We start from the raw sequence: 25,186 nt of genomic DNA on the forward strand, positions 1-25,186 counted from the left end.
AACGCCCCCTTCGTCCCCGGCTCGTCCCCGGCTCGTCCCCGGCGATCGGAGGGGGTCAGAGATCGACTCGGGTGCCCAGGCCGGTCAGGGCGCCGACCGGGTCGAGGTCGGGAGTGCCGCGCGGCCACCAGTCCTCGCGGCCGGGCTCCGACTCGTACGCGTACCAGAGCCCCGTCCGGCCGAGTCTGAGCTGGACATGGGCCCGGGGGTGGGTGAGGCGGTTGCGCCAGGGGCGGAAGGCGGGGAGGTCGGCGGCGAGCAGCAGCGGGCGGGCGCGGTCGAACCGGCCGGCCGGCGGGTCCCAGGGCTCCTCCAGGACGTCGAGGCCGTCCGGCCCGCCCTGCCGCCAGGCGGCGACGGCCCGCGCCAGCTCCGCCGTGTCGCGTCCGGTGGCCGAGGCGAGGGACGCGTAGAGCGCGCGGGTGCCCGCGGTGAGGCCGGAGCCGGGGCGCGCGGCGGCGAGCCGGACGGCGTCCTGCCACAGCGTCAGGCCGCCGACGGGATCGCGCCCCGTGGTGAGCAGGGCGTGGGCGCGGGCGGCCGCGTCGGTGGCCAGCTGGTCCAGCGCGAACGGGTCGGGGCCGCCGGGGGCGGCCGGGTAGGCCGGTGGCTGCTCGGGGTGCGGCGGCGCGGGCAGCGGCGCCGGGAGGGGCGGCAGGGCGCGCGGGGTCAGCGCCTCACCGGCCCGGACGCCGGGCAGGGGCGCCGGTCCGCGGTCCTGGGCCGCACGCGCCGCGCGGGCCGCGTTCCGCCGGGACAGGGCGTCGAGCAGCGCGCGTTCGCCCCGGCCGCGCAGCAGGAGCAGGACGAAGGGATCGGCGTCGAGCAGACGTGCCGTCTGGTAGCAGAGGGCGGCGGCGTGCTTGCAGGGGTGGCCGGAGTCGGGGCAGCTGCACTGCGGGGTGAGGTCGCCCGGTCCGGGGAGCAGCGGGACACCGCGATCGGCCAAGTCGGCCAGGGAGTGCGGAAGTTCCCTGTCGAGGAGGGCGGCGATGTGTCCGGGCCGTTCGACGGCGGCGTCCAGGAACCGGTCCCAGTCGGCGTCGCCGAGCGTCCGCAGCCGCACCTGGACGCGGTACGGCCGGGCGCGGCTGCCCTGCACGTAGGCGAGGACCAGACCGGGCGTCACGGTGATGGCGTCGACGTGTCCCCGCTCCGCGTAGCCGCGCCCGCGCTCCAGCCGGGCGGCGTCCAGGGCGCCCTCTTCCAGCGCGGTCACCCACGCGTTTCCCCACCACGTCCCGGCGAAGCCCTCGTCCGCGGCCCGGGGCGGCAGCGCGGGAAAGGTGCGCCGGAGATCGCCGTCACGGTCCGGGGCCGCCATCGAGCGGGGTGCGCGAGGTTGCGCGGGCGGTGCGGTGGCGTCGGCGATGGCCCGGCCGCGCGGCGTCGACGGCTGCCGCGGGCGCCGCGCCCACTCGGCGCCGGGCTCCGGGCTTTCCGGGTGCGGCGTGGGGTCGGCGTCGGCGTCAGGGGAGGTGGGCGTGGCTTCGGCGGCCCGGTCCGCGCCGGGTGACGGGTCCGGCTCCGGGTGCGGCGTGGGGTCGGCGTCAGGGGAGGTGGGCGTGGCTTCGGCGGCGCGGTCCGCGCCGGGTGACGGGTCCGGCTCCGGGTCCGGCGCGGGGTCGGCGTCAGGGGAGGTGGGCGTGGCTTCGGCGGCGCGGTCCGCGCCGGGTGACGGGTCCGGCTCCGGGTCCGGCGTGAGGTCGGCGTCGGCGTCAGAGGAGGTGGGCGTAGCTTCGGCGGCGCGGTCCGCGCCGGGTGACGGGTCCGGCTCCGGGTGCGGGTGGGTGGCCGCTCGGCCCTCGGCGTCGGTTGCAGCGGCCGGCTCCCCGGCAGGCAGGACCTCCTCGACCGGGGCCGAGTCCTGCTCCGGGTGGGCGGCCGCCCGGACCCCGGCGGCGGGGCCACCGGCCGGCTCCCCGGCAGGCAGGACCTCCTCGACGGGGTCGGCCTCCGGGGGCAGTCGGAACGCGCCCGCGGCGAAGTCCCGTACGGCACGGGCGCGGGCGTCGGCGGTGCCCGGACCGTCCGCCCGCCGCTGACGACCGGCCGGACGGGACGACCGCCGCGCGTGCGCCGCGCCCTCGGCCGAACCGCCCTCGGCCGAACCGCTCTTGGCCGACGCCTCCGCCTTCGCCTGCCGACGCGCCGCCCGCAAGGCCTCGCGCGCCACATCCGCCGGCCGGGCGGCCCCCGCGCCCACGGAGCCGGGGAGTGACGCCCCCTCGGGAACGGCTCGGCCGTCCGAGCCGGCCCGGCCGTCCCGGCCGCCCGACCCCTCCGAGCCGTCCGGTGCGGGCACGTCGTCGGACCGGCCGGTCCTCTCTCCCGGAGCCACCGGCTCCCCCACGGGACCCGGATCTTCCGAGCCGGTCGGGTCGGCCGGGTCTGCCGGGGTCGCCCAACCGGCCGGATGCCCAGCGCCCGGCGACCCCGGCGGCGGCACGTCGGAGGCGTTGGAGACCTCGGGCTCGTCGTGGACGTCGGGCGGCGTGTCAGGGCTGTCCGCGGGGTTGTGCGCCCCCGCCTGCCGTGCGGTGCGTGCGCTGCGCAGCGCGGCGCGGGCGATGTCCCCGGGGCGCGACAGGGTGGGTTCCCCCGGCTTCCGCCCCGGGTCGCCCTCCTGCTCCTGTTCCGGGACCGACGGCGACGGGGCCGGGTGCGACGACGGCGACGGCGACGAGGGCGGTGATGTCACCCCGCGTTCCCCGTCCGCGCCCGCCGCCTCCCCGCGCCCGCGTGCCTCCCGCAGGGCGCGGCGGGCCTCGTCGGCGGGCCGGGAGGTCATGACGGCCTCCGCAGGGACACCAGGTCGGACAGTTCACGGGCCGTCAGTTCGGTGAGGGCCGACTCCCCTGAGCCGAGGATCGCGTCGGCCAGGGCCCGCTTGGACTGGAGCATCTCGGCGATGCGGTCCTCGACCGTGCCCTCGGTGATGAGCCGGTGAACTTGGACCGGCTGGGTCTGTCCGATGCGGTAGGCGCGGTCGGTGGCCTGTTCCTCCACGGCTGGGTTCCACCAGCGGTCGAAGTGCACGACGTGCCCGGCGCGGGTGAGGTTGAGGCCGGTACCGGCGGCCTTCAGGGACAGCACGAGGACGGGGGTCGCCCCGCTCTGGAAGCGGTCCACCATCCGCTCCCGCTCCAGCACCGGCGTACCCCCGTGCAGCAGGTCGACCGGGACCGCGCGGGCGGTCAGGTGGGAGGTGATGAGGCGGGCCATGCCGACGTACTGCGTGAAAACCAGCGCCGAGCCGTCCTCCGCGAGCACGGTGTCCAGCAGCTCGTCCAGCAGGGCGAGTTTGCCCGAACGCGCGGTCATCCGGTCGGTGCCGCCCTGCGGGTGCTCCTCCTTGAGGAACAGCGCGGGGTGGTCGCAGATCTGCTTCAGCGAGGTCAGCAGCTTGAGGACGAGACCGCGGCGGCCCATGCCCTCGGCCTCCTCGATGGCGAGCATCGACTCGCGCACCACCGCCTCGTACAGCGCGGCCTGTTCGCGGGTGAGCGGGACGGGGTGGTCCGTCTCGGTCTTCGGCGGCAGCTCGGGGACGATGCCCGGGTCGGACTTCTTGCGGCGCAGCAGGAAGGGCCGGATGAGGCGGGCCAGGCGCTCCACCGCCTGGTCGTCCTCGCCGTTCTCCACCGCGCGCGCGTGCCGGGCGCGGAAGGACTTCAGGGGGCCGAGCAGCCCGGGGGTGGTCCAGTCGAGCAGCGCCCACAGCTCGGAGAGGTTGTTCTCCACGGGCGTGCCCGTCAGGGCGACCCGCGCGGGGGACGGGATGATCCGCAGGGCCTTCGCCGTCGCCGAGTACGGGTTCTTCACGTGCTGGGCCTCGTCCGCGACGACCATGCCCCAGGGCTGCTCGGCCAGGCTCGTGGCGGCGGACCGCATGGTGCCGTACGTGGTGAGGACGAAGCCGCCGGTGAGGTCGTCGAGGGTGCGGTCGGGGCCGTGGAAGCGGCGGACGGGGACGCCGGGCGCGAACCGCTCGATCTCCCGCTGCCAGTTGCCCAGCAGGGAGGCCGGGCAGACCACCAGGGTCGGTTCGGTCCGGGCCCGCCTCAGGTGCAGGGCGATGACGGTGACGGTCTTGCCGAGGCCCATGTCGTCGGCGAGGCAGCCGCCGAGGCCGAGCGAGGTCATGAGGTCGAGCCAGGAGAGACCGCGCAGCTGGTAGTCGCGCAGGGTGGCGTGCAGGCCGGGCGGTGCCTCGGCGGGCCGTACGCCCGCGGTGAGCCGGTCGCGCAGGGCGGCCAGCGCGCCGACGGGCACCACGTCGACCGTCTCGCCGTCGGCCTCCGCGCTGCCGGTGAGGGCGACGGAGAGGGCGTCGACCGGGTCGAGCAGGCCGAGATCGCGCTTGCGGGCCCGGCGGACGAGCGCCGGGTCGACCAGCACCCACCGGTCACGGAGCCGGACGACGGGGCGGTGGGCCTCCGCGAGGGTGTCCATCTCGGCCTCGGTGAGGGGATCGCCGCCGATCGCGAGCTGCCAGCGGAACTGAAGGAGGTCCTCGCTCTCGAAGAAGCCCGTGCCGTCGGTCGCGGAACCGGGGGCGGTCCTGATGACCGCGGTGGCGGTGAGGTCCTGGGCCAGGTCGCGGGGCCAGTGCACGGCGACCCCGGCGGCGGCGAGACGGGCGGCCGCCACCCCGAGCAGGTCGGTGACCTCCTCCTCGGACAGGGCGAGCACGTCGGGCACGTCCTGCTCGGTGAGCCGGTCCAGCGGCGGCCAGACCCGGGCCGCGCGCCGTACCGCCAGGGCGGTGTCCACGCGCGCGCGGGCGCCGAACTCCGCGTCGGCCACCCCCGACCACAGGTCCGCCGCGTCGGTGACGAGGGTGGGGTCGGCGAGGCTGTGCACCTGGACGACGGCCGCTCCGGCGTTGCGCGGGCCGACGTCACCGCTTCCCCCGGCCCCCGGGGCGCCTTCCCCGTCCCGGTCGAACAGGTCGTACGCCGACAGGTCCAGGCGGAGCGAGATCCGCACGCCCGCGTCCATGCCGGCGGCGACCTCCGCCGCCCAGTCGTGGGCGTCGGGCAGGCGCTGGGCCTCGCGTGCGGCAAACGGCCGGCCCGTGGCGTGCGGTGCGGCGGGGGTGCGGGGCAGGGTGTCGGCGACCGCGTCCAGAAACGCGCGGACCAGCGCTTCCGGCTCCGGCAGCCGGATCGGGCCCGGCCCTTCGAGCGGGACCGCGTGGCCCTCCGGGGGCAGGGCGGCGGCCACGGCCCGCAGGTGCGCGATGTCGTCGGGGTCGAGCGGACCGGCCCGCCAGGCGTCGTGTCCGGCCGCGGTCAGGCCGGGCAGCAGCCGGCCGCGCGCGGTGAGCCGCAGGGCGTGCAGGGCCGCCGCGCCCCAGCAGGCGGTGGCCGGGTGGGCGGCCGGGTCGTGCCGGGCGCGCACCAGCAGCGGCAGCGCCTCGGTGAGCGGCAGCGACAGCGCGGGTGCGGTCCCGCGCCGCACCCCGGCGCCGTGCCGCCGTACGACGGTCAGCTCCGTCGGTTCGCCGGGCCGGTCGTCTTCCGCCTCCCAGGCGACCGGGTCGCCGGCGGGGTCCCAGAAGGCGATCCGTCCCCCGCGCGGGAGCGGCGCGGGCAGGAAGACGGCCGCGAGCCGCACGGGGACGGACGCCGTCGGCGCCTCGGCCCGCCTCGTCTCCGTCACGGCCACGTCACCCATACGTCCTGTCACCTCCCGCCCGTCTGCCCGATCAGATGTCTTCGACTCTACGGGCGGGGTCCGACAATCGGCTCCGACGGCCTGCCGCCGGGGCCGGACCGCCTGGCCTGGACCTCCGGGCCCTACGGAACGGTGTGTGAGACGACGTACACCATCGGGTAGTCCGGGTTCTCCATGTTCACGACCACATCCTGGGTCGGCGCCGGGTCCTCCTGCTCGTTGACGACGCCCCACCAGGAGCCGGACCCGCCGAACTCCCAGCCGGTGACCCGCTGGGCGCGGTCGCTGATCGCGATCCTGTCCTTCTTCAGCGCGTCCCGGTCGACGCCCAGCCCGGCCAGGAAGACGTCGAGCCCGGCGGCGGTGGTCTCGAACTGGACGTAGAGCCGGCTGGTCTTCCAGTTGTTCGTCTCGTAGTAGGCGACCTCTTCGGACGGCACCGGGACGGGCACCTCGTAGATGCGGCGCTGGAGCTTGGAGGGCCAGCCCTCGGTCATGCCGGTCGCCGCGTACTTCGCCTCCTTGTCCCGGCCGCTGTCGCGGCTCTGGCCGGCGGAGATCGCGAGGTAGCCGGCGGGGACGCCGATGAGCAGCACGATGATGATCAGGGTGAGCGCACGCCGGCGGATCATGTGCCGGCGGCCCTCCGTCGCGGGGCCGGTCGCCTCCGGGGGGCCGGGCTGATGGGGCAGGGATTCCGTCACAGTGACTCCCCGGACGTGCGGCGGGCCTCGGCGTACCGCTCGTAGCGCTCGTACCGCTCCACCCGGCGGCGCTTGGCCCGGCGGAACCGGCGGGCGACCAGCCGGGCCAGGTCGGCGGCGCCCACCATGCCGGCCTCGGGGCCGAGCTGGGCCCGGACGATGCGGGCCTCGGGGCGGTAGCCGCGGCCGGTCAGCTGGCGCTTGAAGGCGTCGCGCGCGGGGCCGATCAGCAGGTCGTCGGCGGCGCTGACGCCACCGCCGATGACGAAGCAGGAGGGGTCGAGGGCCGCGGCGAGGTTCGCGATGCCGACGCCGAGCCATTGCCCGATGTCCTGGAGCAGCTCGACGCACATGGCGTCGCCCTCGCGGGCCAGCTCGGTGATCATCGGGCCGCTGATGTCCCCGATGCTGCCCTTGACGTGCTCGATGATCCCGTACGCCACCGGCGAGTCGGCGGCGGCCATCTCGCGGGCCTCCCTGACCAGGGCGTTCCCCGAGCTGTACTGCTCCCAGCAGCCGCGGTTGCCGCACGGGCAGCGATGGCCGCCGGGGACGACCTGCATGTGCCCGAACTCGCCGGCGACACCGTACTTGCCGCGCTTGACCTGGCCGTCCTCCAGGATCGCGCCGCCGATGCCGGTGCCGAGCGTGATCATGACGAGGTGGTCCTCGCCGCGGCCGGCGCCGAAGCGCCACTCGGCCCAGGCGGCGGTGTTGGCGTCGTTGTCCACCAGGACGGGGACCGCGAGGCGGCCGGCGATGCGGTCGCGCAGCGGTTCGTTGCGCCAGGACAGGTGGGGGGCGAACAGCACGCGGTTGCGGTCGGCGTCGACCCAGCCGGCCGCGCCGATGCCGACGGCGTGCACGTCGTGCCGGTCGGAGAGGTCCAGGACCAGCTCGACGATCGTGTCCTCGACGACCTTCGGGCTCTTGGACTTGTCCGGGGTCTCCGTACGGAGCTTCTCCAGGATGTTGCCGTCGGCGTCGACGACACCCGCCATGACCTTCGTGCCGCCGATGTCGATGCCGACCGTGGGCACGCGGGGTGCCGTGAGGTGTGAGCGGCGTTCCCTGGTGCCCACGGTGCGCAGGACCGGGGCGCGGCGGGAGCCGATGGGGGCGGTGAAGTCGCGGTAGGTGCTCATCGGGTGCGATTGTGCCGCACGCTCACGCCGGGTGCCGAATGGGCGGGGGCGGGCGGAACGGTTTGTTGCCGGGTGCGGGTGCGTTGTGGCTGGTCGCGCAGTTCCCCGCGCCCCTAAGAGGGGCGCTGCAGCTCGTGGCGTAGATCGTCCAGCTCGTTTCCGCCTGCCATCTGGCGGGTCAGCTCGTCCAGCGTGATGGCGTCCCGCTCGTGGTTGCCGACCATCGTGCCGCGCTTCAGGAGGACGAAGCGGTCGCCCACCAGGTACGCGTGGTGTGGGTTGTGGGTGATGAGTACGACACCCAGGCCCTGGTCACGTGCCGCCGCCACATATTTGAGGACCACACCCGACTGCTTCACCCCCAGTGCCGCCGTCGGTTCGTCGAGCACCAGGACCTTCGCGCCGAAGTACACCGCGCGGGCGATCGCCACGCACTGGCGCTCGCCGCCGGACAGGGTGCCGATGGGCTGGTCGACGTCGCGGAGGTCGATGCCCATGCGCAGGAGTTCCGCGTGGGTGGTGCGGCGCATGTGGTCGACGTCCATGCGCTTGAACGGGGCGACGCCCTTGCGCGGCTCGGAGCCGAGGAAGAAGTTGCGCCAGACCGGCATGAGGGGGACGACGGCCAGGTCCTGGTAGACGGTGGCGATGCCGCGGTCCAGCGCCTCGCGCGGGGAGGACAGACGGGTCTCCTCGCCGTCCAGGCTCAGCGTGCCGCCGTCGTGCTGGTGCAAACCGGCGATGATCTTGATGAGGGTGGACTTGCCCGCGCCGTTGTCGCCCAGGACACAGGTGATCTCCCCGGCGTGGACCTCCAGGGACACGCCTTCGAGGGCGCGTACGTTGCCGTAGTTCTTGCTGACGTCGGACAGCTCGACGAGCGCCGTACGGCTTCCGGTCTGCGTCATGTGGTGGCCTCCGCACGCTTGCGGACCCAGGCGTTGAGCAGGGTCGCGAGGAGCAGCATCGCTCCGAGGAAGAACTTGAACCAGTCGGGGTTCCACTCGGCGAAGACGATGCCCTTGCTGGTCATGCCGAAGATGAACGCGCCGACCGCCGAGCCGACGGCGCTGCCGTAGCCGCCGGTGATCAGGCAGCCGCCGATGACGGCCGCGATGATGTAGATCAGCTCGTTGCCGACGCCCTCGCCGGACTGGACGACGTCGTAGGAGAAGAGCAGGTGCTGGCCCGAGATCCAGGCGCCGAAGCCCACTCCCATGTAGAGGCCGATCTTGGTCCTGGTGACCGGGACGCCGACCGCGCGGGCGGCGTCCTTGTTGCCGCCGACGGCGAAGATCCAGTTGCCGGCGCGGGTGCGCAGCAGGATCCAGCTGGCGACGGCGACCAGGGCGAGCCACCACAGGATGGTCACCTTGAAGCCGACGCCGCCGACGGTGATCGTGGAGGCGAAGACGTCGCGGGCGGAGGAGAAGCCCTCCATGTCGGCGATCGACTTGGTGGAGACGGTGCCGTCGATGAGCTTGGTGAAGCCCAGGTTCAGGCCGGTCAGCATGAGGAAGGTGCCCAGCGTGATGATGAAGCTGGGCAGTCCGGTGCGGGTGAGCATGAAGCCGTTGAAGGCGCCGATCGCCAGGGTGACCAGCAGCGACACGCCGACGCCGACCCAGACGTTGGCGGTCATCTGGTAGCTGAACATCGACGACACCAGCGCCGAGGAGGTGACCATGACGCCCGCGGACAGGTCGAACTCGCCGCCGATCATCAGCAGCGCCACCGGGACGGCCATGATGCCGATCGTCGAGGCGGCGTAGAGCACCGTGCTGAGGCTGGCGGCGTGCAGGAAGCTGTCGGCGAAGAACGCGAAGAAGACGAAGACGGCGATCGCGCCGACGACGGAGCCCAGCTCGGGGCGGCCCAGGAGTTTGCGCAGCGGCGAGGTCTGCAGAAGCCTTTCGTCGGCCTCCTTCACCTGCGTGGCGTTCACCGGGTGCCCCGCTTCGTGTAGTCGGCGAGCGCGGCGGCGTCGTCCTTGGTGATGATCTGCGGCCCGGTGAGCACGGGGCGGCCGCCGCCGAGGACGTCGGCGTTGTACCTGTACAGCCACAGCAGGTCGACGGCCTGGTAGCCCTGGAGGTAGGGCTGCTGGTCGACGGCGAAGCCGAGGGTGCCGTCCGCCAGTCCGGCGGCCACCTTGGCGTTGAGGTCGAAGGTGTCGATCTCGGCCTTGCTGCCGGCGCCCTGCTTGGCCTTGACGGCGGTGTCGGCGTAGGGGGCGCCGAGGGTGACCACGGCGTCGACGGACTTGTCGGTCTGGAGCTTGGCCTCGATGGCGGACTGCACGTCCGGCATGCTGGTGCCGTTGACGTAGAGCCGCTGGACCTTGCCCTCGAAGGTCTTCTCCACTCCGTCGCAGCGCTGCTCGTGGCCGACGTTGCCCTGCTCGTGGAGCACGCAGATCGCCTGCTCGCGGCCCCGCTGGTTCAGCTCCTCGCCCACGGCCTCGCCCGCGATCGTCTCGTCCTGGCCGACGTGGGTGAGGGCGCCGAACTCCTTGGACTCCTCGGAGCCGGAGTTCACGGTGATCACGGGGATGCCCGCCTTGTGCGCGCGGGCGAGGGCGGACTTCATCGCGTCGGGCTTGGCGAGCGTGACGATGATGCCGTCGACCTTCTTGTCGATGGCCGCGTTCACGAGCTGGGCCTGCTGCTGCGCCTCGTCGTCGTGGGAGTACAGGAAGTTGATGTTGTCCTTGACCGCGGCCTGCTCGGCGCCGCTCTGGACGATGTCCCAGAAGGTGTCGCCGTCGCCCGAGTGGGTGATCATCGCGAAGGTCCAGCGGGGGGTCTTCACCGCCGCCCTGCCCTCGGCCGACGCGGCCTTGCGGGCGTCCTCGGCGCGCTTGCCGCCGGTGCTGCTGCAACCCGCCAGGGACAGCGAGAGTGCCCCTGCCAGCGCGATGCCCACCCATGTCCGAAACCGTGCCACGAGGCCGTGCCCTTCTTGCTGTGCCGTGCTGTGCGTGCGGGGTCTGTCACCACCCCGGCCGGGTTCTGGAAACCCCAAACGCCCCATTGTCCGACACACAAGCGGAGCGCATGCCTCCGGGGATCGGCCGAGGGTCACATTGTCCGGACAATGCGACGAACCCGCACGGTGGGAGCCGCCGCCGGACGGGACGCAGAGGGGACCGGCGGTGCTTCGCTCAGGACCGCACGAGCAGCTGGAACTCGAAGGAGTAGCGGGACGGCCGGTAGGTGTGGGTGCCGAACTCGACGGCGCGTCCCGTGTCGTCGAAGGTGGTGCGCTCCATCGTGAGCAGCGGGGCGCCCGCGTCCTCGCCGAGCCGCTCGGCCTCACCGGGGGTGGCGGCGCGGGCGCCGATGGACTGCCGGGCGCTGTGCAGGGTGATCCCGGCGGCGCGCATCAGCCGGTAGAGGCCGGTGGCCTCCAGCTGCCCGGTGTCCAGGTCGACCAGGCCGGGCGGCAGGTAGTTGCACAGGTACGCCATCGGTTCCCCGTGCGTCAGCCGCAGCCGCTCGATGCGGTGCACGTCGCTGTCCTCGGCGACGCCGAGCGCGGCGGCGATCTCCGCGGTGGCCGGCACGACGGTGTTGACCAGGACCTTCGTGGCCGGGCGCTGGCCCGCCGCCTCCAGGTCGTCGAAGAGGCTGCTCAGTTCCAGCGGTCGCCGGACCTTGCTGTGCACGACCTGGGTGCCGACGCCGCGGCGGCGCACGAGCAGGCCCTTGTCGACGAGCGACTGGATGGCCTGGCGGACGGTGGGCCGGGACAGACCGAGCCGCGCGGCCAGCTCGATCTCGTTGCCCAGCAGGCTGCCGGGGGTCAGCGCGCCGTGCTCGATCGCGGCCTCCAGCTGCTGCGACAGCTGGAAGTACAGCGGCACGGGGCTGCTGCGATCCACGCTGAGGTCCAGCGACACGGTCGGGTCCACTTCTGGTTTCGGCACGGGCCGAGCGTAGCTCCGCGCGCAGATGACGGGAAGTTGTGTAGTTCGATTGTCCGGACATACGCATTGACAGGGGGCGGCTGTGAGCCCACCTTGATTCCATGCGCATCGGGGTCATCGGAACGGGCCGCATCGGCACCGTTCACGCCAACACGCTCAGCCGCCACCGCGACGTCGGGTCCCTGATCCTCACTGACGCCGACCTCACACGGGCCCAGGACCTGGCGCACCGGCTGGGCGAGACGGCGGCGCCGGGAGTGGACGAGATCTTCCAGTGGGGCGTGGACGCGGTGGTGATCACCACGGCGACGCCGGCCCACGCGGAGCTGATCGGACGGGCGGCCCGCTCGGGGCTGCCGGTGTTCTGCGAGAAGCCCATCGCCCTCGACCTGCCCGGCACGTTACAGGCGATCGCCGAGGTGGAGGCCGCCGGGACGATCCTCCAGATGGGCTTCCAGCGCCGCTTCGACACCGGCTACACCGGGGCCCGGGAGGCGGTGCGGTCCGGACGGCTGGGCCGGCTGCACACCGTCCGGGCGGTGACGAGCGACCAGGCCCCGCCGCCGGCCGAGTACCTGCCGCAGTCCGGCGGGCTCTACCGGGACACGCTCATCCACGACTTCGACGTCCTGCGCTGGGTGACCGGGCGCGAGGTCGTCGACGTGTACGCCGCCGGGTCCGACGCCGGTCCGCCGGTGTTCCGCGCTGCGGACGACGTGGACACGGGGGCGGCGCTGCTCACGCTGGACGACGGCACGCTGGCGACGGCGACGGCGACGCGGCTGAACGGGGCGGGGTACGACGTCCGCATGGAGCTGGCCGGGGAGCTGGACCAGATCGTCGTGGGCCTGGACGACCGTACGCCGATCGCGTCCACCGAGCCGACCGGTCCCCCGGCCGCGGACAAGCCGTGGACGGGCTTCGTGGAGCGCTTCGGGCCCGCCTACGAGGCCGAGCTGAACACGTTCGTGAGGGTGGTCCGCGGCGAGCGGGCCAACCCCTGCGACGGGCGCGAGGCGCTGCAGGCCCTGCGGATCGCGGAGGCCTGCGACATCTCCCGCCGCGAGCGCAGACCCGTACGGCTGGCGGAGGTCCCCGAGGTGCTCACCCCTTAGGGGGTGTCGTCCTGGTACTCGTCCAGGAGCCCCGCGTCGTACGCCAGCAGGGCGATCTGGACCCGGTTGCCGAGGTCGAGCTTGGCCAGGATGCGGGAGACGTGGGCCTTGACCGTGGCGACGCTCATGAAGAGGTGGGTCGCGATGTCGGCGTTGGCCATGCCGCGCCCGACCGCGACGGCGACCTCGCGCTCGCGGTCGTTGAGGCTCTCCACCCGGGCACGCGCGCGCCGCCCCCGCGCGTCGGGGATGGTACCGGCCGCCTGCTCCATCAGCCGCCGGGTGACGGCGGGCGACAGGACAGGGTCTCCGGCCGCGACCCTGCGCACCGCGTCGAGGATCTCGGCGGGAGGGGTGTCCTTGAGGACGAACCCGGCGGCACCGGCACGCAGGGCGCGCAGCACCTGCTCGTCCGCGTGGAAGGTGGTGAGCACGACGACCTGGGGCGCGTCCGCCCGGCCCCGCAGCCGCTCGGTGGCCGTGAGGCCGTCCACCCCCGGCATCCGGATGTCCATGAGGACGACGTCCGGGCGGGTGCGGTCGACGAGCGCCCCGACCTCGTCGCCGTCGGCGGCCTCGCCGACGATCTCCACGTCGTCGGCGCCGCCCAGCATGAGGGCCAGCCCTGCCCGCACCAGCGGGTCGTCGTCGACGAGGAGCAGTCTGATCGCAGTCATGCGTCCTACGTAATCACGGTCGCCCCCGGCCACTTGCCGACGTCTCAGTCCCACGGCAGCCGGGCCCGTACCTCGAAGCCGCCGCCGGGTGTCGGGCCGTGCTCCAGGGTGCCGCCCGCGAGCGTGGCCCGCTCGGTCAGCCCGATCAGGCCCTGGCCGGAACCGGGCACGTGCGGTACCTCGCCGGGGGGCGGGGCGTTGCGCACCGACAGGGCGAGTCCGTCGCCCGGTGCTCCGGTGACCGAGACGGTGACCTCGGTGCCGGGCGCGTGCTTGCGCGCGTTGGTCAGCGCCTCCTGGGCGATGCGGTACGCGGTGCGGCCGACGGCGGCGGGGACCGTGCCGGGGTCGGGCACGCGGTCCGCCAGGGTCACCTTCATGCCGGCCTCACGGGACTCGGCGACCAGCGCGTCGAGCGCCGCGAGCGTCGGCTGGGGACGGCCCGCGTCGTCGGACTCCCCGGCCCGCAGGACACCGATGATCTGCCGCAGGTCCTGGAGGGCCTCGTGCGCGCTCTCCCGGATGACGCCCGCCGCCCGGACGACCTCTTCCCGGGGAGCGTCGGGCCGGAACTCCAGGGCGCCCGCGTGCACGCTGAGCAGCGTCAGCCGGTGGGCGAGGACGTCGTGCATCTCGCGGGCGATGGCCTCGCGGGCCAGCCGCTGCGCCTGTTCGGCCCGCAGCCGTGCCTCGGCCTCGGCGTGCCGGGCGCGGTCGCGCAGGCTGAGCAGGAGCTGGCGCTTGGAGCGGACCAGCAGACCCCAGCCGAGCACCGTGACGGTGAGCAGGAAGGCGATGACGAGGGAGGCGAGGAAGGGCAGCCCGGGTTCCGGGCGCATCCAGTAGTACACGGGCGTCACGGCGAGACTCGCGCCGCCGATCCACGCCGCGTACCGCAGGGGCCGGTGCACGGCGACGGTGAACAGGGCGGCGAGTACGGCGCCGCCCGCGGTGGCCGAGACCAGGGAGACGGGCACCATGGCCGCGGCCAGCCCGACCGGCCACCGCCGCCGGAGCCAGACCGCGGCACAGGCCAGGGCGCCGATCAGCTGGTCCGCGACGGCCATCGCGGGCGAGAGGTCCGGCTCCTGGTCCAGCGCGTCGGCGGCCAGCAGGCCGATGGTGACCGCCAGCAGGAAGCAGGCGAAGTCGACGACCCAGTCGCGTGCGGTGCGCCGGGGCCGGCCGCCGGGCCGCCGGGGCTGCGGGTACAGGTCCTCGACCAGGGCCGCCGGCAGCACCCAGCGCCGTTTCGCGAAGGCCGGGGGCACCGTGGCCTGCTCGTCACTGTTCACAGTCGACAAATCTACGCAGGGGCAGCGTCCGGAACGGCCGGCCGGCGGGGACCGTCGACCAAAGTCGCGCGAGCCGCGACTTTCGGCGCGCGGTACGCGCGCACCGCCGCCTTCCGTCGGGCCGGACTCGCCCCGCGGCCGATGTGTGTGGGGGTACCGCGGGGCGAGAGTCGGGATCATGAAGCAACTGTTGGAGTTCTTGGGTTTCCTCGCCGTGCTCCAGGGCGCGATGGGCCTGGTGCACGAGTTCACCGACTGGAACATCGGTCTGGTGCAGCGGATCGGTGCCCTGGACGGCTACGAGGTCTACGCGAGCGTCGCGCTGCTCGCCCTCGGCGGCGCGCTGTTCGCCGCCGCCGAGAGCCGCACGTCCCGGTGAGTCGGGCGGGCCGGGCCTCAGCAGCCGTAGTCGACGAGGTCGAACGACGCGTAGTGGTCGGCCGTGTAGTAGTCCTCCTGGTTCTCCTCGCCGGTGACGATCCGGCGGGCGCCGCGCGTGTCGGAGCCCGGCGTGATCACCGTGTACTCGTGGTAGTACCCGGAGGACTGGCTGGGCAGGACGCCCTCCCGGTTCTGGAAGACGGTCCCGTCCTGCTCGAACGGGTAGGGACCGCCCTGCTCGATCAGGTCGAGCGTGTCGTGCGCCTGGGAGGGCAGGTCGCTGTAGCAGATGTCGCCGACCGCCGCGGGGGCGGCGCCGGCCGTGGTCGCTGAGACGGTGCCGCCCACGAGGAGGGCGGACAGGACTGCGGCTGCTGCGCCGAGCCGAGCGGCGCGTGGGGGGAATCGCATGCGTTCATGATGACGCGCGTAGACAGTGGCATGTCAATGACAAGACCGTGGAGTTTCCCGGGACGTCCTATGTGTTTTCCGCGTGTTCACACCCCTGTCCGGCACGGCCTGCGCGCCGGTCAGGTCGATGTCCGTTCGCCGCCAGCACGGGCGCGGCGGCCCGGCTGGGATGGACCCATGAACACCGACACGCACACCAACCCACTCGCCCCCGCCACCGCTCCCCTGACGGGCCGCACCGCCCTCGTGACCGGCGGCAGCCGGGGCATCGGCGCGGCGACCGTCCTGCGGCTGGCACGGGAGGGCGCGGACGTGGCCCTCACCTACGTGAACGGCAAGGACGCGGCCGAGGACGTCGTACGGGCCGCCCGGGCGCTGGGGCGCCGGGCGGTGGCCCTGCGGGCCGACTCGGCCGACGCGGACGAGGCGGCGGGGGCGGTCGAGCGGGCGGCCACGGCGCTCGGCGGCGGCCTCGACGTGCTGGTCAACAACGTGGGCCTCGGCCTGCTCGGCCCGCTGGAGAGCCTGTCCACCGCCGACGTCGACCGGCTGCTCGCGGTGAACGTCCGCGGCGTCTTCCTCGCCTCGCAGGCGGCCGCGGCCCGCATGACCGGGGGCGGGCGGATCATCACCGTCGGCACCTGCATGACCCAGCGGGTGCCGGGGCCCGGCGGGACGCTGTACGCGACGAGCAAGTCGGCGCTGATCGGGCTGACCAAGGCGCTGGCCCGGGAGCTGGGCCCGCGCGGGATCACGGCGAACATCGTGCACCCGGGGCCCATCGACACCGACATGAACCCGGCGGACGGCCCCTACGCGGACGGGCAGGCGGCCATGACGGCGCTGGGCCGCTTCGGCACGGCGGACGAGGTGGCGTCGACGGTGGCGTACCTGGCGACCGCCTCGTACGTCACCGGCGCGGAGTTCGCCGTGGACGGCGGCCACGCGGCGTAGCCGCTCCCGGGACGCGCGCGACGCGCGCCCCGGAACGTGCGCGCGGGGCGCACCGGTGCTGTCCTGCCGGTGCGCCCCGCGGGTCTGTGCCGAGCGGCGGGTCAGCCGCCCAGTTCCTGGTGGCGGGCGGCGAGGTGGGCCGCGCCGTCCTCGGTCAGGGAGCCGAACAGGCGCAGGCGGGAGATGCCGCCGTCGGGGAAGATGTCCACGCGCGCGTGGGTGCCGACGGCCGTCTCGGGCAGCACGAAGCGGTGGTTGGTGTCGGGCTGCATCCGGGTGCGCGGGAGCACCTCGCGCCACTCGCCCGCCTCGCCGTCCTTGACGGAGACGGACGCCCAGCCGGCGCTGTTGCCCTTCAGGTACGCCGTGTCGATCTCGATCGCGCGGATCTGCGCGCGGTCCACCAGGCGGTACTGGATCCAGTCGTTGCCCCGGTCGCGGCGGCGGCGGGTCTCCCAGCCGTCGTCCATCTTGCGGGAGCGGCCCGGCTGGATGGTGTTGGTGGCCGGCGAGTAGAAGAGGTTGGAGGCGTCCTCGACCTGGCCGCCGTTCTCCAGGGCGACCACGTCGAAGGTGCCGAGGGCGGTGAGCCAGGCGGGGTCCGGGACGACCTCGCCGTACACGCGCAGGCGGGCGATGCCGCCGTCGGGGTGCTGCTTGAGGCGCAGGTGCGTGAAGCGCTGCTCGGCCGAGACGGCGAAGCCGTTGGCGGCGTGGCCGCCGACCGCGGTGCGCGGGACGAGGGTCGTCCACTTCACGTCGTCCGCGAGCAGGTCCTCGGGGGACGGGGAGCCCGCGACGGTGGCGCCCTCGACGGAGACGGCCTGCGGGTAGTTGCCGCGGAAGTGGGCGGTGTCGACGACGATGCCGCGGATCACGCCGGGGGCGCCGAGGCGGATCAGCGCCCAGTCGTGGTCGTCCTCGGTGGGCCAGGGGTGCTCGGCCGAGGCCCCGCGGCGCCGGCGGGTCTCCCAGCCGTCCATGACCTTGCCCTTGTGCCCGAAGTGCTCGGGGTCGAACTCGGCGGGCTCGGGCACCAGCAGGTTCTCGCGCTGGGCGAAGAACTCGTCGTTGGCGGCGACGACACCCGCGCCGAGCTGCCGGTCGGCAAGGTTGGCGTACTGGGTGAAGGGAAGGTCGGCGGTGCGGTAGTCCGCGTACGGGTCGCCGCCTCCGTAGGGGTTCGCGTCTCCGGTGAAGCTGGCCAACGAGGTGTTCTGCTGGGCCGTCACGGTGATCAGGTGTTCCTTTCGGGGCCGTTCGGGAGGGACTGGGTTCAGGGGGTCCGGGACGTCAGGCCCGGTCGAGGAGCTGTCCCTTCGGGTCGGTGAACGCGCCGTCCGCCACGACGCGCGTGCCGCGCAGCCAGGTGGACTTCACGACGCCGTACAGGGTCTTGCCCGCGTACGCGGTGACGCGGTTGCGGTGCTGGAGGGCGGCCGGGTCGACGGTGAAGGTCTCGTCGGGGGCGAGGACGGCGAAGTCGGCGTCCCGGCCGACCGCGATGGCGCCCTTGCGGCCGTCGAGCCCCACCTGGCGGGCCGTGTTCGCGGACATCCAGCGCACGACGTCCTCCAGGCCGAGACCCCGCTCGCGGGCCTTGGTCCACATCGCCGGAAGGCTCAGCTGGAGGCCGGCGATGCCGCCCCAGGCGGTGGCGAAGTCGTCGGTCTTCAGGTCGGCGGTGGACGGCGAGTGGTCGGTGACCACGCAGTCGATGGTGCCGTCCACCAGCGCCTGCCACAGCAGGTCCTGGTTGGCGGCCTCGCGGATGGGCGGGCAGCACTTGAACTCGCTGGCGCCGTCCGGCACTTCCTCGGCGGTGAGGGTGAGGTAGTGCGGGCAGGTCTCGACCGTCACCTTCACCCCGTCCGCGCGGGCCTCGGCGATCAGCGGCAGGGCGTCGCTGGAGGAGAGGTGGAGCACGTGAACACGGGCGTTGAACCGCTTGGCCTGCGCGAGCAGGGTGGCGATCGCGGTGTCCTCGGCGTCGCGCGGGCGGCTGGCGAGGAAGTGGGAGTACTTGGGACCGCCCTGCTGCGGGGCGGCGGCCAGGTGGTGCGGGTCCTCGGCGTGCACGATCAGCAGGCCGTCGAAGGCGGCGATCTCCGCCAGGGACCGGGCGAGCTGCTCCTGGTCGAGGTGCGGGAACTCGTCCACGCCCGACGGCGACAGGAACGACTTGAAGCCGAAGACCCCGGCCTCGTGCAGCGGGCGCAGGTCCTTGACGTTGTCCGGCAGGGCGCCGCCCCAGAAGCCGACGTCGATGTGCGCCTTGTCGGCGGCGACCTCGCGCTTGGTGCGCAGGTTGTCGACCGTGGTGGTCGGCGGGATGGAGTTGAGCGGCATGTCGACGAGGGTGGTGATGCCGCCGGCGGCCGCGGCGCGGGTGGCGGTCCAGAAGCCCTCCCACTCGGTGCGGCCGGGGTCGTTGACGTGCACGTGCGTGTCGACCAGGCCGGGCAGGACGACATGGTCGCCGACGTCCTCGAGCCGGGCGCCGTCCGGGACGGGGGCGTCGTACGGCAGGACCGCCGTGATCTTCTCCCCGGTCACCGCGATCGACGCGGCGCGTGTCCCCTCGGGGGTGATGACGCGCGTCGAGCGCAGCACCAGTTCAGCTCCGGACACCCGAAACCCCTCTTTTCTGCCGCCGAGTTTTTCAACGTTCTGTTGAAGTCTCCTGTCGAAGGAGTCTTCATTCCCGCTCCCGTGCCGTCAAGAGGCACCCTTTGTGCGGGCATGCCCACGGCTCAGCCCTGGACGTTTCCACAAAGCGGAATTAGAATTCCAGCAAGCAGAACGTAGCTACGTACAAGCCGGTAGTCAACCGGCCGCCGGGTACGCTTCTTTCCTCCCGCCAGCCCCGAAAGGAACGTGCCGTGCCGACGTCCAGCGCCAGCACCACCGACTCCGCCAGGTCCGCCACCGGCGGCGTCCAGTCCCTGGAGCGCGCCTTCGACCTGCTCGAACGGATGGCGGACGCGGGGGGCGAGGTCGGCCTGAGCGAGCTCTCGGCCAGCAGCGGGCTGCCGCTGCCGACCATCCACCGCCTGATGCGGACGCTCGTGGCCTGCGGATACGTACGCCAGCAGCCCAACCGGCGCTACGCGCTCGGACCCCGCCTGATCCGCCTCGGCGAGTCCGCCTCCCGGCTGCTGGGCACCTGGGCGCGCCCGCACCTGGCCCGTCTGGTCGAGGAGACCGGCGAGACGGCGAACATGGCCCTGCTCGACGGGGACGAGATCGTGTACGTCGCCCAGGTGCCGTCCAAGCACTCGATGCGCATGTTCACCGAGGTCGGCCGGCGCGTCCTGCCGCACTCCACGGGCGTCGGCAAGGCACTGCTCGCGGGCTTCCCGGCGGACGAGGTGCGGGCCCTGCTGAGCCGTACCGGCATGCCGGCCGCGACCGACAAGACGATCACCACGCCGGACGGCTTCATCGCGGCGCTGGAGGACGTGCGGCGCCAGGGTTACGCGATCGACGACAACGAGCAGGAGATCGGCGTCCGCTGCCTGGCCGTCCCGGTGCCGGACTCCCCCACCGCCGCGGCCATCTCGATCTCCGGTCCCGCGGGCCGTGTCACCGAGGCCGCGACCGACCGGATCGTGCCCCTGCTCCAGCAGGTGGCGGCGGAGCTGTCCCAGGCCCTGCTGAACTCGAACGGCGCGAACGGCTCGAACGGCAACCCGGTCGTCTGAGGCACCCTCCCCGCACGGGGCTCAGGGGCGCGGCGGGTCCCCGAACAGCTCCACGGCGTGACGGACCTCCGTCAGCCCCGGCGCGAGGGCGCTGACGGAGCCGATCGCACCGGCTATCAGCAGCAGGGAGCGGCGCAGCCGTGCCGCTTCGGGGACGCCGTGGCCCGCCATGGCGGCGAGGTCGGCCAGCTCGTCCTCCGCGATCCCGCGGTCCGGGAAATCGGCGGCCAGCAGGGCGAGTTGGCGGCGCAGCCGGGACACGGCGGTCCGCAGCGCCACCACCCTCACGTCCTCGTCGCCGACGGTCACGTGCCTCTGCCCCAAGCTCCGCAACACAACCCTCCCCCTCGCACCCCGTTGTGCGCGGGCCAGTAAACGCCACCCCGCGCCGCGCGCGCCACCGCGCGGACCGAAATTCAGTCTCCGGAAAGTCTCCGGACATCCCGCGCACGCCGGAGCGTTTGGCGGGCGGTCAGGTATGCAGGGGGCATGACCGACAACGAGGGCCTGACAGAAGACCAGGTGGACGGCCGGGTGGCGGGGCTGCTGCTGGCCGCCGGGGGCGGCCGACGGCTCGGTGGCCGCCCCAAGGCACTGCTCGAACATCGTGGACACCCGCTCGTCGAACACGCGGTCGACATGCTGCGTGCGGCCGGCTGCACCCGCGTACATGTCGTGCTGGGGGCGCGCGCCGAGGACGTACGCGCGCGGGCGGCGCTCGACGGCTGCGTTCTCGTGGACAACCCCGGCTGGGAACAGGGCATGGGGTCGTCGCTGCGCGCCGGGCTCGGCTCGCTGGCGGGAACAGGGGCGCGGGCCGCCCTCGTGTGCCTGGTGGACCAGCCCGGCATCGGCGCGGAGGCGATGGCCCGGGTGCGCGCCGGATACCGGGACGAGACGTCGCTGGTCTCGGCGGCGTACGCGGGTGTGCGCGGGCATCCCGTACTGCTCGGCGCCGCGCACTGGGCGGGAATCGCGGCGACCGCCACCGGGGACCGGGGTGCCCGCGCCTATCTGAGGGAACACGAGGCGGAGATCGCCCTCGTCGAGTGCGGGGACGTGGCACGGCCGTACGACATCGACACCGAGGCGGACCTGGTCCACCTTGAGTGAGGGAGGTGGCACCCAGCGCCACCTTTCCTCGACCCGGAGAATCTCGACGTCAACAAACCATTGAAGTTCCACGATGAGGAAACTACTATCCACTGACCAGAAGCACTCCGCTGCACGGCGAGTGCGTAATGCCCCATACGCACCCTCTGGCACCCGGTGCCACCGCTGAAGGAAGTGACAGCTCATGTCCGCACCAGCGCCGTCCACGCTGGCCATCGTCGACGCCGAGCCCCTGCCCCGGCAGGAGGAGGTCCTCACCGATGCGGCGCTCGCCTTCGTGGCCGAGCTGCACCGGCGGTTCACGCCCCGGCGTGACGAGCTCCTCGCCCGCCGTGCGGAGCGCCGCGCCGAGATCGCCCGCACCTCCACGCTCGACTTCCTCCCGGAGACCGCCGCGATCCGCGCGGACGACTCCTGGAAGGTGGCCCCCGCTCCGGCCGCGCTGAACGACCGCCGCGTCGAGATCACCGGCCCCACCGACCGCAAGATGACCATCAACGCGCTCAACTCGGGCGCGAAGGTGTGGCTCGCGGACTTCGAGGACGCCTCAGCGCCGACCTGGGAGAACGTGGTCCTCGGCCAGCTCAACCTGACCGCGGCCTACACCCGCACCATCGACTTCACCGACGAGCGCACCGGCAAGTCGTACGCCCTGCGCCCGGACGCCGAACTGGCGACGGTCGTCATGCGCCCGCGCGGCTGGCACCTCGACGAGCGCCACCTCCAGGTGGACGGCCGCCCGGTGCCCGGCGCCCTGGTCGACTTCGGCCTGTACTTCTTCCACAACGCGCAGCGTCTGCTGGACCTCGGCAAGGGCCCGTACTTCTACCTCCCGAAGACGGAGTCCCACCTGGAGGCCCGCCTGTGGAACGAGGTGTTCGTCTTCGCGCAGGACTACGTCGGCATCCCGCAGGGCACGGTGCGCGCCACCGTCCTGATCGAGACGATCACGGCCGCGTACGAGATGGAGGAGATCCTCTACGAACTGCGCGACCACGCCGCCGGGTTGAACGCCGGGCGCTGGGACTACCTGTTCTCCATCGTCAAGAACTTCCGTGACGGCGGCGCCAGGTTCGTGCTGCCGGACCGCAACGCGGTGACGATGACCGCCCCGTTCATGCGGGCGTACACCGAACTCCTCGTCCGCACCTGCCACAAGCGCGGCGCGCACGCGATCGGCGGCATGGCGGCCTTCATCCCCTCGCGCCGGGACGCCGAGGTCAACAAGGTCGCCTTCGAGAAGGTCCGCGCCGACAAGGACCGCGAGGCCGGCGACGGCTTCGACGGCTCCTGGGTGGCCCACCCCGACCTGGTCCCGATCGCCATGGAGTCCTTCGACAAGGTCCTCGGCGACAAGCCCAACCAGAAGGACCGCCTGCGCGAGGACGTCGCCGTCGAGGCGGCCGACCTCATCGCCATCGACTCCCTGGACGCCAAGCCGACGTACGCCGGACTCGTCAACGCCGTCCAGGTCGGCATCCGCTACATCGAGGCGTGGCTGCGGGGCCTCGGCGCCGTCGCCATCTTCAACCTGATGGAGGACGCGGCCACCGCCGAGATCTCCCGCTCGCAGATCTGGCAGTGGATCAACGCGGAGGTCGTCCTCGACAACGGCGAGCAGGTCACCGCCGACCTGGCCCGCAAGGTCGCCGCCGAGGAACTGGCGAACATCCGCGCCGAGATCGGCGACGAGGCCTTCGCGGCCGGCAACTGGCAGCAGGCCCACGACCTGCTGCTCACGGTGTCGCTCGACGAGGACTACGCCGACTTCCTGACGCTGCCGGCGTACGAGCAGCTCAAGGGCTGACGCCGACCCGCGTTCGACGGTCCGCGCCCCCGGCGCCGAAGCACGGCACCGGGGGCGCGGACGTGTGTCAGCCCAGGTGGACCGACCAGTCCTGCTCGGCGGGCGGCTTGCCGTGCAGGTCGGGGACCCGCTTGAGCCAGTCCGGCCGGCCCCGCTGGGTGCGCGCCGCGCGGGCGGCGTTCTCGGCGGCCAGCTCCTCGCGGCTCGGGAAGCCGGTGGGCAGCCACTGGTGGGAGGCCCGGACGCGCGCGTGCAGGTAGTCCACGTAGGCCGCGCGCACCTTCTCCGGCGTGTCGAGGCCGCCCTCGCGGGTCAGCCAGGCCTCCGGCACCCGGTCCACCACCTCGCGCAGCAGCTCCCGTGTCACCTTCGGCGCCAGCTCCGCGTCGGCGGCCGGGAGGTCGGGCGCGTAGTGGCCGAGGGCGTGGTGGCGGAAGTCGTACGCCTTCTCGGGCGGGGAGGCGCCCCAGCGGTGGTGGAAGACGAGCGCCGCGCCGTGGTCGATCAGCCACAGCCGCGGGGGTGCGGTGCCGAGGGTGGGCCAGACCATGAGGTTGGAGCTGTGCACCGTCCGGTCGACGTTCACGGTGAGGGCGTCCAGCCAGACGACCCGCCCGGCCTCCCGCGCGTCCACCGGGAACACCTCGGCCAGCTCGGGCGTGAAGTCGGCGCCGCCCGACAGGTAGTCCATGCCGAGGTTGAGTCCCGCGCTGGCGTGCAGCAGGTCCCGCACCTCCTGGTGCGGTTCGGCCTCCGCGATCGCCGGGTCGAAGTGCGCGAGCACCAGCTCCGGCACCCGCAGCCCCAGCTCCCGGGCCAGCTCCCCCACGACCACCTCGGCGACCAGCGCCTTGCGCCCCTGCGCGGAGCCGGTGAACTTCAGGACGTAGGTGCCGAGATCGTCGGCCTCGACCACGGCGGGCACGGAGCCGCCGGAGCGCAGGGGCTCGACGTAGCGGGTGGCGGTGACTTCGGTGAGCATGGGACGAGCATATGGACGCGCCCGCCCGAGCGCGGAACGCGCCGACCGGCAGGCCGGTTCAAGCCGTCCCGCAGCGACCGCGGAGGATGTCCACGCCCTTCCCTGCCAAGTCGTCGCAGTACGTCGCGCGGCCGGTCATGGCCATCACCAGGGCCACGGTGGGACCGGACACCACGGGCCCGGCGCCGGTCGTGAAAGGGCCGTCTTCCGCGGCGAGTCTCAGCCCCGCGATGCGTTTCCTGGCGACGACCACCATGTCCGAGCCCTGGTAGTACTCGGCCACCCGTGTGACGACGTCGATCGGGTAGTCGCGCCGGACGCCCAGCGGACGCCGGATGTCCTCGCCGTGCACGAGCGTCTCGCCCAGCATGGCGATGGCGGGCAGGGGCGGCTTGGTCGTGCTCGGGACGACGCGCCTGAAGCGCGCGAGGGTCTCCGCCGGATCCGCGCCCAACTGCTCGGCCAGCCGCACGGCGACCTGCTTGTCGAAGTCGAACCGGCAGCGGATCACCCCCGCCAGCCAGCGCACGGTGTTGAGGCTCGCGCCCGCCGTGAGATGCGCCAGCACCTCGCGCACCGTCAGACCGGTGCACAGCGACGGCGTCGCCCACTGCTCGTCGGTCAGATCCGCGAGGTCGGCCGCGAGCGCCGCTCGCTCCGCACGGATCGAGGACCAGACGCCGGTCTCCTCAGGCTCAGTCATGCGGGAAGGTCTCCTGTCATCGGGGCGGGACGGTCGTGACGGAGACTCTCATCCCCGCGCGAAGTCATCACCCGCGCGCGATCTTTCGCCACGCGGCGGCAGGTCCAGTTCCGCGCGGACCGTCTTGCCGACGGGTACGCGGTCGAACACACCCCACCGGTCCGCCAGCGCGTCCACGAGCACCAGTCCGCGCCCGTGCTCTGCCTCCGGTGCCGCCGTGACCGTCGGGCGGCGCTCACCCCGGCTGTCGGAGACATCGATCCGCAGCGTGTACGCGTCCAGCCGCAACAGCACCTCGATGTCCCGCCCCGGCACCCGCCCGTGCGTCACGGCGTTCGCCGCCAGCTCCGCCACGAGCAGCGCGGCCGTGTCGGACACCGCCGAACCGTACGGGACGCCCCACGTGTCGAGACGGTGCAGGACGAGGTGGCGTGCCAGTCGGGCGCCGCGCGGGGTGGAGCTGAACCGCTGGACGAACACACGCGCGGTGACCGGGAGTCGGGGGGTGGGGGTTGGTCTCATACCGCCATCCCACCTGCGGCGACGGCGTCCCACCAGATCAGCGACCGGTACGCACGGTGAGCG

The 25,186-nt window shown here is 73.4% G+C and carries 23 protein-coding genes; 6 read left to right on the forward strand and 17 right to left on the reverse strand.

Going from position 1 to position 25,186, the window contains the following annotated elements; translation table 11 throughout:
- Positions 1 to 55: 55 nt before the first annotated feature.
- From ACZ56V_RS20885 to ACZ56V_RS20920, 8 genes are all read right to left on the reverse strand, one after another.
- Positions 56 to 2,206: an SWIM zinc finger family protein gene (locus ACZ56V_RS20885; RefSeq protein ID WP_468944667.1), complete on the reverse strand. Its 2,151-nt coding sequence runs from the start codon at positions 2,204 to 2,206 to the stop codon at positions 56 to 58.
- A gap of 581 nt (positions 2,207 to 2,787) precedes the next feature.
- A complete protein-coding gene (locus ACZ56V_RS20890; RefSeq protein ID WP_468944195.1) occupies positions 2,788 to 5,682 on the reverse strand; it encodes a DEAD/DEAH box helicase in 2,895 nt (964 codons plus the stop codon).
- 122 nt (positions 5,683 to 5,804) lie between these two features.
- Positions 5,805 to 6,386, reverse strand: a complete 582-nt coding sequence (locus ACZ56V_RS20895; RefSeq protein ID WP_467381072.1) for a sugar kinase — start codon at positions 6,384 to 6,386, stop codon at positions 5,805 to 5,807.
- Positions 6,383 to 7,531: an ROK family glucokinase gene (locus ACZ56V_RS20900; RefSeq protein WP_104634564.1), complete on the reverse strand. Its 1,149-nt coding sequence runs from the start codon at positions 7,529 to 7,531 to the stop codon at positions 6,383 to 6,385. Before ACZ56V_RS20900 ends, ACZ56V_RS20895 begins: the two co-directional genes overlap by 4 nt.
- A 113-nt stretch (positions 7,532 to 7,644) precedes the next feature.
- Entirely contained in the window at positions 7,645 to 8,439 is a 795-nt protein-coding gene (locus tag ACZ56V_RS20905) for an ATP-binding cassette domain-containing protein (RefSeq protein ID WP_104634563.1), read from the reverse strand.
- Positions 8,436 to 9,476 (reverse strand): ABC transporter permease, encoded by a 1,041-nt coding sequence (locus ACZ56V_RS20910; RefSeq protein WP_467381069.1) that lies wholly within the window; start codon positions 9,474 to 9,476, stop codon positions 8,436 to 8,438. The genes ACZ56V_RS20905 and ACZ56V_RS20910 overlap by 4 nt, the downstream gene beginning before the upstream one ends.
- Complete coding sequence (locus ACZ56V_RS20915; protein ID WP_468944201.1) at positions 9,473 to 10,477, reverse strand: sugar ABC transporter substrate-binding protein; 1,005 nt, start codon at positions 10,475 to 10,477, stop codon at positions 9,473 to 9,475. Before ACZ56V_RS20915 ends, ACZ56V_RS20910 begins: the two co-directional genes overlap by 4 nt.
- A 217-nt stretch (positions 10,478 to 10,694) precedes the next feature.
- Positions 10,695 to 11,432: a myo-inositol degradation transcriptional regulator gene (locus ACZ56V_RS20920; RefSeq protein ID WP_356362595.1), complete on the reverse strand. Its 738-nt coding sequence runs from the start codon at positions 11,430 to 11,432 to the stop codon at positions 10,695 to 10,697.
- Between the two features lie 128 nt (positions 11,433 to 11,560).
- On the opposite strand from ACZ56V_RS20920, the gene ACZ56V_RS20925 reads away from it, so the two are divergent.
- Positions 11,561 to 12,574: a Gfo/Idh/MocA family protein gene (locus ACZ56V_RS20925; RefSeq protein WP_467381066.1), complete on the forward strand. Its 1,014-nt coding sequence runs from the start codon at positions 11,561 to 11,563 to the stop codon at positions 12,572 to 12,574.
- Here the strand turns inward: ACZ56V_RS20925 and ACZ56V_RS20930 are convergent.
- Together ACZ56V_RS20930 and ACZ56V_RS20935 are read right to left on the reverse strand one after the other, a co-directional pair.
- Positions 12,571 to 13,251, reverse strand: coding sequence for a response regulator transcription factor (locus ACZ56V_RS20930; protein ID WP_468944206.1), 681 nt, complete (start codon positions 13,249 to 13,251; stop codon positions 12,571 to 12,573). The genes ACZ56V_RS20925 and ACZ56V_RS20930 overlap by 4 nt on opposite strands.
- A 44-nt stretch (positions 13,252 to 13,295) precedes the next feature.
- Positions 13,296 to 14,555, reverse strand: a complete 1,260-nt coding sequence (locus ACZ56V_RS20935; RefSeq protein ID WP_398916181.1) for a sensor histidine kinase — start codon at positions 14,553 to 14,555, stop codon at positions 13,296 to 13,298.
- Between the two features lie 169 nt (positions 14,556 to 14,724).
- Here ACZ56V_RS20935 and ACZ56V_RS20940 point away from each other — a divergent pair, with 169 nt between their 5' ends.
- Positions 14,725 to 14,925, forward strand: a complete 201-nt coding sequence (locus ACZ56V_RS20940; protein WP_467381062.1) for a hypothetical protein — start codon at positions 14,725 to 14,727, stop codon at positions 14,923 to 14,925.
- A 17-nt stretch (positions 14,926 to 14,942) separates the two neighbouring features.
- On the opposite strand, the gene ACZ56V_RS20945 is transcribed toward ACZ56V_RS20940, so the two are convergent.
- Positions 14,943 to 15,338 (reverse strand): ribonuclease domain-containing protein, encoded by a 396-nt coding sequence (locus ACZ56V_RS20945; RefSeq protein WP_356362413.1) that lies wholly within the window; start codon positions 15,336 to 15,338, stop codon positions 14,943 to 14,945.
- Between the two features lie 177 nt (positions 15,339 to 15,515).
- Between ACZ56V_RS20945 and ACZ56V_RS20950 the strand changes: the two genes are divergently transcribed.
- Positions 15,516 to 16,292: an SDR family NAD(P)-dependent oxidoreductase gene (locus tag ACZ56V_RS20950; protein ID WP_398916177.1), complete on the forward strand. Its 777-nt coding sequence runs from the start codon at positions 15,516 to 15,518 to the stop codon at positions 16,290 to 16,292.
- Positions 16,293 to 16,393: 101 nt separating this feature from the next.
- Here the strand turns inward: ACZ56V_RS20950 and alc are convergent, their stop codons facing one another.
- Both alc and allB read right to left on the reverse strand, forming a co-directional pair.
- Positions 16,394 to 17,524 carry an allantoicase gene (gene alc, locus ACZ56V_RS20955; RefSeq protein ID WP_468944211.1) on the reverse strand — a complete coding sequence of 377 codons (1,131 nt, stop codon included), beginning with the start codon at positions 17,522 to 17,524 and terminating at the stop codon, positions 16,394 to 16,396.
- 61 nt (positions 17,525 to 17,585) lie between these two features.
- Positions 17,586 to 18,923 carry an allantoinase AllB gene (gene allB / locus ACZ56V_RS20960; protein WP_468944214.1) on the reverse strand — a complete coding sequence of 446 codons (1,338 nt, stop codon included), beginning with the start codon at positions 18,921 to 18,923 and terminating at the stop codon, positions 17,586 to 17,588.
- A 251-nt stretch (positions 18,924 to 19,174) separates the two neighbouring features.
- Between allB and allR the strand changes: the two genes are divergently transcribed.
- The gene (gene allR, locus ACZ56V_RS20965; RefSeq protein WP_398916173.1) at positions 19,175 to 19,996 is read left to right on the forward strand and encodes an allantoin degradation transcriptional regulator AllR; all 822 of its coding nucleotides are present in this window, start codon (positions 19,175 to 19,177) and stop codon (positions 19,994 to 19,996) included.
- Between the two features lie 21 nt (positions 19,997 to 20,017).
- On the opposite strand, the gene ACZ56V_RS20970 is transcribed toward allR, so the two are convergent.
- Complete coding sequence (locus ACZ56V_RS20970; RefSeq protein ID WP_467381056.1) at positions 20,018 to 20,332, reverse strand: DUF5955 family protein; 315 nt, start codon at positions 20,330 to 20,332, stop codon at positions 20,018 to 20,020.
- A gap of 153 nt (positions 20,333 to 20,485) precedes the next feature.
- On the opposite strand from ACZ56V_RS20970, the gene ACZ56V_RS20975 reads away from it, so the two are divergent.
- On the forward strand, positions 20,486 to 21,109 hold the full coding sequence (locus ACZ56V_RS20975; RefSeq protein WP_467381054.1) for a nucleotidyltransferase family protein: 624 nt from the start codon (positions 20,486 to 20,488) through the stop codon (positions 21,107 to 21,109).
- Between the two features lie 184 nt (positions 21,110 to 21,293).
- On the forward strand, positions 21,294 to 22,916 hold the full coding sequence (aceB, locus tag ACZ56V_RS20980; RefSeq protein ID WP_468944219.1) for a malate synthase A: 1,623 nt from the start codon (positions 21,294 to 21,296) through the stop codon (positions 22,914 to 22,916).
- Between the two features lie 67 nt (positions 22,917 to 22,983).
- Here the strand turns inward: aceB and ACZ56V_RS20985 are convergent, their stop codons facing one another.
- From ACZ56V_RS20985 to ACZ56V_RS20995, 3 genes are read right to left on the reverse strand one after another with little or no spacing between them, the layout of a single operon-like run.
- Complete coding sequence (locus ACZ56V_RS20985) at positions 22,984 to 23,898, reverse strand: HipA family kinase (RefSeq protein ID WP_467381052.1); 915 nt, start codon at positions 23,896 to 23,898, stop codon at positions 22,984 to 22,986.
- Between the two features lie 58 nt (positions 23,899 to 23,956).
- Positions 23,957 to 24,601: a maleylpyruvate isomerase family mycothiol-dependent enzyme gene (locus ACZ56V_RS20990; RefSeq protein ID WP_468944221.1), complete on the reverse strand. Its 645-nt coding sequence runs from the start codon at positions 24,599 to 24,601 to the stop codon at positions 23,957 to 23,959.
- 48 nt (positions 24,602 to 24,649) lie between these two features.
- The gene (locus tag ACZ56V_RS20995) at positions 24,650 to 25,123 is read right to left on the reverse strand and encodes an ATP-binding protein (RefSeq protein ID WP_467381049.1); all 474 of its coding nucleotides are present in this window, start codon (positions 25,121 to 25,123) and stop codon (positions 24,650 to 24,652) included.
- Between the last annotated feature and the right edge of the window lie 63 nt (positions 25,124 to 25,186).

Source organism: Streptomyces sp. NPDC034099 (genome assembly GCF_055575415.1).